11 protein-coding genes are annotated in these 13,448 nt (G+C 31.0%); 7 read left to right on the top strand and 4 right to left on the bottom strand.

Going from position 1 to position 13,448, the window contains the following annotated elements; all coding sequences use genetic code 11:
* Positions 1–106: 106 nt before the first annotated feature.
* On the bottom strand, positions 107–1,240 hold the full coding sequence (locus tag BT0_RS00755) for an LIC_12708 family protein (RefSeq protein WP_011772113.1): 1,134 nt from the start codon (positions 1,238–1,240) through the stop codon (positions 107–109).
* A gap of 63 nt (positions 1,241–1,303) precedes the next feature.
* On the opposite strand from BT0_RS00755, the gene secA reads away from it, so the two are divergent.
* Both secA and BT0_RS00745 read left to right on the top strand, forming a co-directional pair.
* A complete protein-coding gene (secA, locus tag BT0_RS00750; RefSeq protein WP_041178419.1) occupies positions 1,304–4,000 on the top strand; it encodes a preprotein translocase subunit SecA in 2,697 nt (898 codons plus the stop codon).
* A 13-nt stretch (positions 4,001–4,013) separates the two neighbouring features.
* Positions 4,014–4,625 carry a superoxide dismutase gene (locus BT0_RS00745; RefSeq protein WP_041178560.1) on the top strand — a complete coding sequence of 204 codons (612 nt, stop codon included), beginning with the start codon at positions 4,014–4,016 and terminating at the stop codon, positions 4,623–4,625.
* Between the two features lie 92 nt (positions 4,626–4,717).
* Here BT0_RS00745 and nagB read toward each other — a convergent pair whose 3' ends face one another.
* Entirely contained in the window at positions 4,718–5,521 is an 804-nt protein-coding gene (gene nagB, locus BT0_RS00740) for a glucosamine-6-phosphate deaminase (protein WP_041178418.1), read from the bottom strand.
* A gap of 32 nt (positions 5,522–5,553) precedes the next feature.
* Positions 5,554–6,759: an N-acetylglucosamine-6-phosphate deacetylase gene (gene nagA / locus BT0_RS00735; RefSeq protein ID WP_011772109.1), complete on the bottom strand. Its 1,206-nt coding sequence runs from the start codon at positions 6,757–6,759 to the stop codon at positions 5,554–5,556.
* Positions 6,760–6,934: 175 nt separating this feature from the next.
* Between nagA and fliD the strand changes: the two genes are divergently transcribed.
* The 5 genes from fliD to BT0_RS00710 all read left to right on the top strand — a co-directional run bounded on the left by fliD (position 6,935) and on the right by BT0_RS00710 (position 13,148).
* Positions 6,935–8,935 carry a flagellar filament capping protein FliD gene (gene fliD, locus BT0_RS00730; protein WP_011772108.1) on the top strand — a complete coding sequence of 667 codons (2,001 nt, stop codon included), beginning with the start codon at positions 6,935–6,937 and terminating at the stop codon, positions 8,933–8,935.
* 121 nt (positions 8,936–9,056) lie between these two features.
* Complete coding sequence (locus BT0_RS00725; protein ID WP_011772107.1) at positions 9,057–10,061, top strand: flagellin; 1,005 nt, start codon at positions 9,057–9,059, stop codon at positions 10,059–10,061.
* Positions 10,062–10,190: 129 nt separating this feature from the next.
* Positions 10,191–11,309 carry an ATP-binding cassette domain-containing protein gene (locus tag BT0_RS00720; RefSeq protein ID WP_011772106.1) on the top strand — a complete coding sequence of 373 codons (1,119 nt, stop codon included), beginning with the start codon at positions 10,191–10,193 and terminating at the stop codon, positions 11,307–11,309.
* A 6-nt stretch (positions 11,310–11,315) separates the two neighbouring features.
* Positions 11,316–12,215, top strand: a complete 900-nt coding sequence (locus tag BT0_RS00715) for an ABC transporter permease (protein ID WP_011772105.1) — start codon at positions 11,316–11,318, stop codon at positions 12,213–12,215.
* Positions 12,216–12,251: 36 nt separating this feature from the next.
* On the top strand, positions 12,252–13,148 hold the full coding sequence (locus BT0_RS00710; protein WP_011772104.1) for a glycine betaine ABC transporter substrate-binding protein: 897 nt from the start codon (positions 12,252–12,254) through the stop codon (positions 13,146–13,148).
* On the opposite strand, the gene yidD is transcribed toward BT0_RS00710, so the two are convergent.
* On the bottom strand, positions 13,137–13,430 hold the full coding sequence (gene yidD, locus BT0_RS00705; RefSeq protein ID WP_011772103.1) for a membrane protein insertion efficiency factor YidD: 294 nt from the start codon (positions 13,428–13,430) through the stop codon (positions 13,137–13,139). The genes BT0_RS00710 and yidD overlap by 12 nt on opposite strands.
* Positions 13,431–13,448 lie beyond the last annotated feature (18 nt).

Here is a 13,448-nt window from a genome sequence, read left to right as displayed (position 1 = left end):
AAAGATTATTCCCAGAGTTAGATTTTTTTTTAGTCTTTGTTTATGATTATTTTGTATTTTACTTTTGCAATTCTTATTTCTCATAAATGTTGGCTTTTTAATTATCTCATAGTTTAAGTAAAGTATTTAAATTCCACCAATAGACACTGACTCCACTTTTTTCTCCATAAAGTATACTAAGTATTCCATCCTTAGATAGGCTTTCAGCAAGAAATTTAAGGTTCGGTGGTTCGATTAGGACCATTTGTTCTTTTATTTTGCCCTTATTGTCCAGTTTCCATATTAAAGTATTAGACAGGTTCCTCATGTTAGTGGATGCTATTATTTTATCTTTTTGAATTCCAATGATATTTATAAAACTTTCTTGTTGATCGTCTAATAAGTTTTGGGGTAGTGTAATTTTATTTTTTATTTCAAATTCCTTATTTTTGTTTAAGAGCATTGTATAAAAATATTGATTTTTGATCCTCACTCCAAGGTCGTTAATGTTTTCATTGGTTCTAATGTTTTCATAGTGAGTTGTCTTTACATAAATGATTTTTTTGTTTACTTCAAAAAATACTTTATCTATTGATATGTTATATTTTTTTTTCTCTTCTTCCGGTATTTGTAATATATTTGTATTAACATAAATTTTGTAGAGGGGTGAGAGCTCTTTATCATAGGAGTATATTATATATCCTTCATTAGATATAGTTATTATTGCTATGTTGTTTTTATCGTCAATATTGATATCGTAAACTTGTGGAAATAGTGTTCCATTCCGTCCTTCTTGTCCCAATACTTCTACAGATGAATCTTTATTTAAAATAAATATTCGTGTAGAGTATGCTATATTTTCTTTCTCATCAAATTTAGATTTCTTATTATTTAGCTTATCTGATACTACAATAAAGTCTTTTGATGGATAAATTGCCTTAATATTTTCAAAATCTACTTTTTTGATTTTAAGGTCAGAATTTGTTTTGAATATGTCATTTTGGTAAGTTTGAATTAATTTTCCATAAGAATTAAAAATCATGAGTTTATTTGCTTTTGCCTCTACAATGTATACAAGTCCATTGTATGTTTTGATATCAAAGCTTGAATTGGTAAATTTGTTTACAAGTGGTGTTATTTCTCCAGGTAACGTTCCAAATGGTATTTTAAATTGTTGTTCCCCAAGTTCGTTTAAAGTTTTGATATTACATGATATAATCATAAAAAGTAAATTTAAATGAATTTTATAAAACTTTTTCATGTTTTAGATGTTATTATTTTAAATGGTTGAAAGTCAATTATTTTAGGAGAATTGATACCTGATATGTTAAGAGCGATATTTGAAGCAACTATTGGTTCAAAAAGTAAAAGGGATCTAAAAAGTTATTTTCCTGTTTTGAGAACTATTAATAAGCTTGAGTCTTGGGCATTGTCTTTGTCAGATGAAGATTTTGCTATGGAAACAGAAAAATTTAGAGATGAACTTAAGGAAGGTAAAACTTTAGAAGATATTTTAGAGAGAGCCTTTGCACTTTCTCGAGAAGCTGCCAGAAGGCGACTTAAGGAGAGACCTTATGATGTTCAACTTATTGCTGGACTTGCGCTCCATCAGGGTAAAATAATAGAGATGAAAACGGGGGAAGGTAAGACTTTATCTTCAGTGCAAGCTGCTTACCTTAATAGTTTAACGGGTGATGGTGTTATTATCGTTACAGTTAATGATTATCTTGCGGAGCGTGATTCAAATTGGATGAAACCGGTTTTTGAGCTTTTAGGAGTTAGTGTTGGTGTTGTGTTGTCTAATATGGATTCTGCTAGACGGAAGGTAGAGTACGATAAAGATATTACTTATGTTACAAATAATGAGCTTGGATTTGATTATTTAAGAGATAACATGTGCTTTGATTTGTCTCAAAAATCTTTAAGAAATTTTAATTATTGTATTATCGATGAGATTGATTCTATTTTGATAGATGAGGCTAGAACCCCTTTAATCATTTCAGGTTCTACAGAAGGAGATACTAGTGCTTATCTTGAGGTCAATTCTCTTGTTTCGCTTTTAAAAGAATGCTCTAAAGATCCAAAAACTGGAGATTATCCTTTAGAAATCGATGAGCTTGATGGGGATTATACGATTGATGAAAAGGGTAAGAGAGTATCTTTTACGGCAAATGGTTTAAATAATCTCGAACAAATTTTGGTTTCAAAAGGCATAATTAAGGGATCTATGTATGTTGATTCTAATTTTAATTATGTTCATTATATGACTCAGGCATTAAAAGCCCATTTACTTTTTTTAAAGGACAGAGAATATATTGTTGGGGATTCTGGAGTTGAAATTGTTGATGAGTTTACAGGTCGTATTTTGAAAGGGCGCAGATATTCTGATGGATTGCATCAGGCTATTGAGGCTAAGGAAGGTGTTAAAGTTGCAAGTGAAAATAAAACTATGGCGACGATTACATTTCAAAATTTGTTTAGAATGTTTAAAAAAATTTCTGGCATGACTGGTACGGCTGATACAGAGGCAAAAGAATTTCATAGAATATATAATCTTGATGTTATAGTTGTTCCAACTAATAAATTGGTAGCAAGAATAGATGAGGATGATATTATTTATTACACTGAGGAATTTAAATTTAAAGCAATTACGGATGAAGTTTATGAGGCTTATAAGAAAGGACAACCTGTTCTTGTTGGGACAGTGTCTATTGAAAAATCTGAAATTCTCTCAAATATGTTTAAAAATAAAGGTATTAAACATGAAGTTTTAAATGCAAAAAATCATTTTCGTGAAGCGTTAATTATTGCTGAAGCAGGAGCAAAACATTCTGTTACAATTGCAACTAATATGGCTGGACGTGGTACTGACATTAAGCTTGGGGGTAATCTTGAGCATCGGGTTCGTAAAAAGTTTGGAACGGGCATGAGTCTTGAAGAGTTTCAGAAGGCTATGCAAAGTGAGAGAGAACAGTATCTTGAAGATTATGAAGAAGTAAAAGCTCTTGGTGGGCTTTATGTTATTGGTAGTGAACGCCATGAGTCAAGAAGAATAGATAATCAGCTTAGGGGACGAGGAGGGAGACAGGGAGATCCTGGTCGGTCAAGGTTTTATGTATCTCTTGAAGATGATCTGATGCGGCTTTTTGCGGGCGATAATTTGAGAGCTTTGATGGGAAAACTTGGAATGGCAACAGGTGAGCCTATTGCGCATTCTTTGTTAACGAAATCCTTAGTTAATGCACAAAAGCGTGTGGAAGATAGAAATTTTGAGATTAGAAAGCATCTCTTAGAGTACGATGATGTTATAACAAAGCATAGGGAGTTTATTTATTCTCAAAGAAATTTAATTCTTGTTGATAATAATATTAAGGAACGTGTTCTTCTCTCTTTAAGGGAATATCTTGATTTTTTATTTGATCAAGTTAAGGGAGAAGTAGTTACGAGTTCTGTACTAAATGAGATAAATTCAATTTTTGCTTATATGATGGAAAGTGTTGGTTCTATTGAAACCATGAATATTGTGGATTTGAAAAATAAGTTAATGGAAATTGCAAGGGCTAATTTAGATGCAAAGGAAGAATTAATTGGAGTTGAATTTTTTAATGAATTTTTAAAACATGAATATTTAAGGAATATTGACTCTAAGTTTCAAGATCATCTTGCAAATCTTGATTCTTTAAGAGAATCGGTTTATCTGAGATCTTATGCTAATAAAAATCCAATTACTGAGTATAAGGAAGAAGGTTTTGCGATTTTTAGTGAGCTTGTTAAAGATATTAAGGTTGAAACTTTAAGGCGAACTTTGCAGGTGAGAGTTGATGTTGATTCTAGTGGTTATAAAAATAAAAAGCCTAAAAATGTTCGTGCTACTCATAAGGAATTTTCGGGCATTGCTTCGGCAGACAAAGGTAATACAGTAGGAGTTCAAATAATTAGAAGTACTCCTAAAATTGGGAGGAATGAACCCTGTTATTGTGGCAGTGAAAAGAAATATAAAAATTGTCATGGAAAAAGCTAAAAAGGAGGATTTTATGTTTAAATTACCAGAACTTGGTTATGCTTATGATGTTTTAGAGCCATATATTGATGCTAAGACAATGGAAATTCATCATAGTAAACATCATAATGCATATACAGTAAATTTAAATTCTGTTCTTGAGAAGACAGAAATAAATTATTCTCAGGATATTGAAAGTATATTAAAAAATATTCAGCGATTTCCCAAAGAGTTCCAAGCAGCTATTAGGAATAATGCTGGTGGGTATTCTAATCATACTTTGTATTTTAGGATTTTGAGACCTGGTAACAAAGATAATATTTTAGAAAATTTTGAAGAGCATGTAAATGCTACTTTTGGCAGTCTTGATAATCTTAAGATGGCCTTAAGAGATTCAGCTATTAATGTTTTTGGAAGTGGTTGGGCTTGGCTAGTTCTTCATGCAAGTAAAGAATTGCAAATAATATCAAGACCAAATCAGGACAGTCCTTTGATGGAAGACTATAAACCTATTTTAGGTATTGATGTTTGGGAACATGCTTATTATCTTAAATATCAAAATAGAAGAGTTGAATATATTGATGCGTTCTTTAAGGTTTTAAATTGGGAAGAGGTTTCAAGAGTATATAATGAAATCGTAGAATAATGTTATTTTAAGCGTTTCGTAAACTAAGCTTAAAGAATTTATGTCTTGTGCTTAGTTTATGTTGTATTTACTATCTTTAGAAATTAATAATGTTATATGTCGTTATTAAAATTATCTCTTTCGATATCATTGAAATACTTTACTGTGCCGACTTTTAGTTCATATGTTGCAGCTTCGTCTGATACTATGATTGCGTTTTTATGTAACTGTAGAGCACTAATTGTCCACATATGATTTACTCCTTTTTCAATAGCATGTTTTAATGCTCTTGCTTTGTTATGTCCATTTACTATAATCATAATTTCTTTTGAATCCATAATCGTTCCTACTCCTACTGTTAAGGCACTTTTGGGAACTTTATTAATATCATTTTCAAAAAACCTTGAGTTTGCGATAATTGTGTCTTGAGTCAAAGTTTTAATTCTTGTTCTTGAGCTCAGTGATGATCCGGGTTCATTAAAGGCAATATGACCATCAGGTCCAATTCCTCCTACAAAAAGCATAATACCACCGTAAGATTTAATTTTGTTTTCATATTCTTCACATTCATTTATAAGATTAGTAGCATTACCATTTAACATGTGTATATTTTCTTTTTTGATATCTATATGTGAAAAAAAGTTGCTCCACATAAATGAGTGATAGCTTTCAGGATGATTTTTATCTAATTTTATGTATTCATCCATATTGAATGTGACTACATTTTCAAATGAAATTTTTCCAAGTTTATTCATTTCAATTAAATGTTTATACATTCCAATTGGTGAGCTACCCGTTGGAAGTCCTAAAATGAATGGTTTTTCTTTTGTTGGTGAAAACTTTTTTATTCTCATAGCTACATGATTAGCAGCCCATTTTGAAATGTCATTATAGTTAGATCTAATGATTAATCTCATTTGTTGCTCCTTATATTTATAAATGAATAAAATCAAAGTTTATTGAAAATGATTTTTGATTCTATCATTGTTAATTTTAAATCTAAGTCTTTGTCAAGGACATTTATATTTGCATCATAACCATGACATATTAATCCTTTTTTTTCAAGATTAATTATCCTTATTGGATTGTATGAACTTGCTTGAATGGCATCGCTTAAGCTATATCCAAATTCTACTAAATTTTTAATGCCTTGTATCATTGTGAGAGCCGATCCTGCAATTGTGTCGCTTTCTACAATATGAAATAATCCGTCATCGTTAAGGTATACTTCTTCTCCATTAGCTATTAATTTTCCAGATGGTTGTAGTGTTGGGGTTAATCCATCAGTTACAAGCACTAATTTGCTTATGTCTTTAAGTTTCCTAAGCATTAAAACAAGTTTTGGATGAATATGATGTCCATCAGCAATAATTTCACAAGATACATCCCCGTGGATTAAAGTTGCTCCTATTGCATTTGGATTTCTGTGATCAAGTTTTGACATTGCGTTGAAAAAGTGTGTTGTGTGAAGTATGCCTACTTGAAAGCCCTCAATCATATTTTCATATTTTGCATTAGTATGTCCTGCTTGAAGTGTGATGTTGTTTTCCATGCAAAACATTGCAAGCTCTCTCATGCCTTTAAGTTCAGGTGCAACGGTCATTGTTGCAATATTTGTTCTTTTTCTTCCGAACGAATCCGTAAAGGTACCCCCCGCAGCGTCTATAAATTTTTTCATAACTTCAATGCTTGGTTGTTGAAGATAGGAGGTAGGATGGGCGCCTTTTTTTTCAGGAGAGAAAAATGGTCCTTCAAGATGAAGTCCTAAAATTTTTGCACCCTTTTCTTTGCCTATTGCTGCGGTACATGCTTTGATTGTTTCAATCATTTCTTCAGTTGGACGTGGATATAGTGTTGGTAAAAATCCTACTACTCCATACTCTGCTAAATATTGTGACATTTTAATTATTGAGTTTGTTGAGCATTGGTCGGTTCCGTATCCGTGAAATCCATGTATGTGATTGTCATAAAGACCAGGTGTGATATAGTTTCCCTTAACATCAATCATTTCATAGTTTTGTAGATCAATTTTTTCAAGTCGATCAGCTGTTACGATATCAAAGATTTTACTGTCTTTAATAAGGACTGCTGAATTGTCTATTTTATCATTTCCTGTCAGAACAGATTTTGAATTGAATAAACAAAAATTTGGCATATTTACTCTCCTATAGACTTAAATTTTACTATAAGCAAATATCTTTTTTAAAGATGCTTGTTTTTTTTATTTGTCTTTTAATGGGAGCTCTGTTGTTAGTTTTGAAGTAAGATATGATTTTGTGTGTAAAAATTTATATTTTTTATGTTAAAATTTCTAATTAAGGGGTGTTGTAATGTCTTCTGGATTTTTTGTTCCAGGTGTGGATAATAAATATAATACTAAAGAAATCCGTGAATCGATGCTTAAACCTGATAAGGCCAAGATAGATTCATCTGTAAAAAAGCTTGAAAACTTAGAGCAAGAGAAACGAGCTTGGCAAATGATTAATAAAAAGATTTCTACTTTAAATTCACTTGCAAGGCAAATCACCTCTCTTAATAGTCCTTTTAATTACATGTCAGGTAATTCTAGTAATAATGATGTTCTCTCTTTATCCGCTCGTTATGGAGCTAAAAATGAAACTTATAAAATTGATGTTAATCAAATAGCAAGTTCCGATATTTTTTTATCTGCGAATTTTAAACAAAAGGAGATTAGTATTCCTTCAGGAGACTATATATTTTTAGTTGGTAATAAAGAGATTAAGATTAGGAATAATGGAGATATTGAGTCTCTTGTAAAGGATATTAATAATCGAGGCAAGGGGTTTTTATCTGCTAAAGTTGTGAGAAGTGATAGTGCTGGAAATAGTAGGTTGATTTTGCGGTCTTTAAAGGAAGGTGAAAACAATAAACTTGTCATGAAAGGTGAAGCTTTAAATCTTGCTAAACAGATAGGTATTTTAAGTGAGCTTACAACAAATTTTAGTCCTAATTTAACAGAAATTATTAATAGTCAACAAAGTAGTAGTAATAAAATTTTTCTTGATAAGGATGATATTGTATTAGAGCCTCTCTCAGAGATTTCAATAAGTATTCCAGAAAATATTGAGGTTAGTAGTAGAAGTAAAATTAAATTTGAAATTAAATATTATGATTCAGATGATAAAGGCATTTTAAACGAGATTGTTTTTAATCCTGGCGAGGCTACATTTGAGGATGCTAAGGTTGAGGGTGAAGATAGTATAATTAATCTTGAATCTGATCATAAACTTCCTTTGAAAGAGAGAAAGTATATTCAGATGAATATGATTAAAATTCATAGTGGTACAAATTCCTTGGAATTGCCCCCAATAAATGTTGCAAGTGATTTTGAAAAAGTCGAGGTTGAAATAGGTTCACTTTTGGATTTAAAAGAGATCAATATCGAAAATAAAGTTAATAATAAGGTTTTTGTTATTCGCAATATTGAGATCTTTGATCCAAAGAATAGAGATGGTTTCTTGCCAATAAATGCCAAGAGCTTTGCAGAAAATGCAAAGGTGAAGTTTGATGGAGTTGATGTTGAGCGTGATTCGAATACCGTTAATGATTTAATTCCTAATGTTACATTGAATTTAAAACAAGCATCAGATGATACTATCGTTGTTCGAGTTGAGCCTGATTATGAGGGAATTAAAAAACTTTTATTAGATTTTTTGGTAGCTTATAATCAGGTTCTTGCTGAAATTAATATTGTAAGTTCAAATGAGAGTAATTTGGAAGGTCAAAAATCAGATGTACTTGAAGAATGGTCCTATTTCAGTGATGAAGAGAGGGAAGAAGCTTATAAGAATTTGGGAATCCTTAGGACGGAGTTTGCATTGAAAAATCTTAGATCAAGATTAGAATTAATCATGTTTAATTCTTATAGGACTAATGATCCTAATTTTTCGATTATCAATCAAATAGGGGTGTTTACTAATTCTATGTCTTCATCAGGAGGGCTTTCTCGTTATTTAGGGCTTGACGAGAAAAAATTTAATGAGATAATACAAAGCAATATTAATTCAGTCAAGGAACTTTTTGCAGTTGATTTTAATGATGACCGCATTTATGATGATGGACTTGCTAAGATGCTGGGCGATTATTTATCTCCTTTGATAAGTTCTGGAGGATTTATTTATAATAAGATCAGAAATTATGATCTCAAAATTCCCAATCAGAAAAATGTGGTTGAAGATTATAAAAAGAAGTATGAGGAAAGAGAGCAAAAGGTTGAAGGAGAACTTAATACTTTGGATTTCACTGTGAAGCGTATGAAGGAGCAAGAGGAAATCCTTAAGTCTTTGAATCTTCAGAGGCAAAACAGATAACAAATTTAAATTAATATTGTATTTATTTTTTTCTTGTTTTTGTGATATCCTTTTAAAAAGACGAATGGATTTGTCTAAAATATCAAAAAATTATATTAATTTATCACGGAGGAAATGATATATGATCATAAATCATAATACGTCAGCTATAAATGCTTCAAGGAATAATAGCATTAATGCTGCTAATCTTAGCAAAACTCAAGAAAAACTTTCTAGTGGGCATAGAATTAATCGTGCATCTGATGATGCTGCTGGAATGGGTGTTGCAGGAAAGATTAATGCTCAAATTAGAGGATTATCTCAGGCTTCTAGAAATACTTCAAAGGCTATAAATTTTATTCAAACAACAGAAGGGAATTTAAATGAAGTAGAGAAAGTATTAGTAAGAATGAAAGAACTTGCTGTGCAGTCTGGTAATGGTACATATTCAGATGCAGACAGAGGTTCTATTCAAATTGAAATTGAGCAACTTACAGATGAAATCAACAGAATTGCTGATCAAGCTCAATACAACCAAATGCATATGTTGTCCAACAAGTCAGCTGCTCAAAATATAAAAACAGCTGAAGAGCTTGGAATGCAACCTGCAAAAATTAACACACCAGCATCATTAGCTGGATCACAAGCTTCATGGACATTAAGAGTACATGTGGGTGCAAATCAGGATGAAGCAATTGCTGTTAATATTTATGCAGCTAATGTTGCAAACCTTTTTGCAGGTGAAGGTGCGCAGGTTTCTCCAGCTCAGGAAGGTGCACAACAAGAGGGAGTTCAAGCTGCTCCAGCACCAGCAGCAGCTCCAGCTCAAGGTGGAGTTAATTCTCCAGTTAATGTTACAACTACTATTGATGCTAATATGTCACTTTCAAAGATAGAAAATGCTATTAGAATGGTAAGTGATCAAAGAGCAAATCTTGGTGCTTTCCAAAATAGACTTGAGTCTATTAAGGCTAGCACAGAATATGCTATTGAAAACTTAAAATCATCTTATGCTCAAATTCAAGATGCAACAATGACAGATGAAATTGTGGCATCTACAACTAACAGCATTTTGACACAATCCGCAATGGCTATGATTGCACAAGCAAATCAAGTGCCTCAGTATGTATTATCATTGCTTAGATAAATTTGATTTTTCAATAAGGGTCTCTTAAAAGACCCTTATTTTTATTTGTGTCAATCAAAATTCTGATATTTTAGTATAATTAATATTGATTTATATGGAATTATAATGTTTTTACATTAGGAGTTTGCTTTGTCTAAGGCTAGTGTTAAAGTCAGGAACCTTTATAAAACATTTTCTTATAATAAAAATAAAAAACAAATAGTTAAGGCTATAAAGAGTTATGAGAGTGGTAAAGATAGATCTGACATTTACAAAGAATCTTCTGTTTTTATTGCAAATGCAAATATCAGTCTTGATGTTTATGAGAATGAAATTTTAGTTATTATGGGTATGTCAGGTTGTGGTAAATCTACTTTTGTTAGATGTTTGAATGGTATACACAAAATCGATTCTGGGTCTATTTTGGTGGATAATATTGAAATGAATGATATTAATCAAAAAGCACTATCTGCTTTAAGAAAAGATAAATTTGCCATGGTTTTTCAGAATTTTGGGCTTTTTCCACATATGAATGTTTTAAGGAATGTGACTTATGGACTTGAAGTTAAGAATGTTCCTAAAAAAATTAGGATTCAAAGAGCTCTTGATATTTTAAAACTTGTGGGGCTTGAAGATTCTGAATATAAATATATAAATGAGCTTTCAGGTGGAATGAAACAGAGAGTAGGCATAGCACGAGCTTTAGTGGTTAACCCCGATATACTTTTAATGGATGAGGCTTTTTCAGCTCTTGATCCTTTAATTAGAGGAGAAATGCAATGTGAGCTTTTAAGGTTGGTAGACAAATTAAAAAAGACGGTTGTATTTATTACTCATGATTTGATTGAAGCTTTTAAATTGGGAAATAGAATTGCTTTTATGAAGGATGGTGAGATTGTTCAGGTGGGTAGACCCTTAGAAATATTAAGAGATCCCAAAACCGATTTTATAGCTAATTTTATTAAAAATCTTCCCGTTTTAAATATTTTAAAAATTAAGGATATTATTAAAATGGATTTTACTCTTAATGGTGATACTGATAAATGTAATGTTATTCTTGAAAAAGAGAATAATAATTTTAATTTGTATGATTTGTCTGTTAATAAAAAATGTAATAATCTTGTTTCTTTAAATTTAGGTTTGGATGATGAGATCAAAAGTGTTGTTAAGTATTTAAATAAGTTGGATTATTTGATTATAAAAGGTGAGCAAGATGATATTATTGGATACATTGATTTAGGGGAGATTGCTGGTTTATTGGCGAGATAGTTATGTATGAATAGAGATTTTATAGTTGCTAATATAGATAAGGCTTTTAATTTTTTAGTTGACAATTTTTCGGATTCTAACGGTATAGGGTTTGCGAAAATCGTAATTTTTTTTTATGACAATTTGAAAAAGTTGTTTCTTTTGATTAATCCTGTTTTTTTTATTATTCTAATTTGTGTTTTAAGCTTTTTATTTTTAAAGAAAAGATTAGCTCTTTTGATTATGTTAGGATTTTGCTTTATTTTATATTTTAATCTTTGGGAAGTTTCAATGGATACGATATCAATTATTTTCGTGTCTGTTTTCTTTTCGGTAATTTGGGGAATTTTAATAGGTATTTTAGGTGGATATTATTCAAAATTTTATGTATTTTTAAAACCATTGCTTGATTTAATGCAAGCAATGCCCCCGTTTATTTATTTAATACCAGCTATACCTTTTTTTGGTATGGGTACATCTTCAGCTATTTTTGCTACAATAATTTTTGCAATGCCCCCAGTCATTAGATATACAAGACTAGGGATTATTCAAGTTCCAGGGGAGGTCATTGAGGCCGCAAAGTCTTTTGGAAGTAGTAATATTCGTATTCTTTTTCAGATCCAGTTGCCATTGGCTCTGCAAAGCATAATAGAGGGAATTAATCAGTCAATAATGATGGCAATATCTATGATAGTAATTGCGGCAATGGTTGGTTCATCAGGGCTTGGTAGAAGTGTAATATATTCTGTTGAGAGATTACATTTTGGTGAAGGCTTAATATCTGGATTAGCTGTTGTGGTAATAGCTATTATTTTGGATAGAATTATGCAGGCTATTTTTATCAAGTTTAGTTACTTAAATACTGATAATTATGGGGTGAAAAAAGAAAATAAGTTTAAAAGATTTTTGGAAATGTATAATAAATAATGTTTTATTTTTATGTAGTAGTAGGAGAATTGATCTATGAAAGGTTTATTGATATCTGTTTTTATAAGTTTTATTTTAATTTTGTTTTCTTGTGATAAGAATGATAATTCTAAGGATAATGGCTTTAAAAGTGTAAGATCAGTCAAGATTGCATATGTTAATTGGATAGGAGAAACGGTTGCTACCAATATTATGAAAGTTGTTTTTGAGAAAATAGGATATAATGTGGAGATATTGCCTGTTACAACATCTATAATGTATCAGTATTTAGCATCGGGGCAGGTAGATGGTATGGTATCTGCATGGGTACCTACGGCCGATAAATTTTATTATGAAAAATTTAAAGATAAGTTTGTTGATCTTGGTGCTAATTATGAAGGAACATTACAAGGATTTGTGGTGCCAAGTTATGTTACAATTTCAAGCATTTCTGAACTTAAGGGTAGAGGAGCTGAATTTAAAAATAAAATGATAGGAATAGATGCTGGAGCGGGTACGCAGCTTTCTGTAGAAGAAACCCTCAAGCGTTATGGATTGGATAAAGAATATGAACTCATCTCTTCAAGTGAGAGCGTAATGCTTGCAAGTTTAGAATCTGCCATTAAAAAGCATGAGTGGATTTTAGTTCCTTTATGGAAGCCCCATTGGGCATTTACCAAATATAATATTAAATTTTTAGATGATCCTTTGTTGTCAATGGGAGGCCCTGAGAGTATTCATTCTCTTGTTAGAATTGGACTTGAGGATGCTGATCCCGATGCTTATTATTTGTTTGATAATTTTTATTGGGGTGATGATTTGTTGTTGCCTTTAATAGAGAAAAATTATAAGGAGCCTGGACATGAGTATGGGAATGCTGTTGAATTCGTTGATCTTCATAAAGAATATGTCAAAAATTGGGTTCCAGATAAATACAAAGATTTATTTAATTAATCTTGTTTTAAAAATTTTTAATGAATTTAATATTGGCTTTTCAGTTGGCAATGATTCACTCCCCCCTTTAAATAGAGCATTGCATCTAAGCAGTCTTAATGTAATTAAAATAAGAGCTGTTATGATGTTATATTTTTTGAGACATTCTAGTGCGTAATTTGAACAGCTAGGTTCATATATGCAGTGAAAACCAACGATTTTGGAAAGAGTGTTTTGATATATTTTGATTAATAAAATGAGTATCAAGTTGAATATTATAAAAAGTTTTTTAAAAATATGCATGAATGTAATAATATTACA

This window comes from Borrelia turicatae 91E135, from assembly GCF_000012085.2.
Lineage (GTDB): Bacteria > Spirochaetota > Spirochaetia > Borreliales > Borreliaceae > Borrelia > Borrelia turicatae.
The sequence above is the reverse complement of the archived record's forward strand: the minus strand, read 5'-3'. Positions and strand labels throughout refer to the sequence as shown.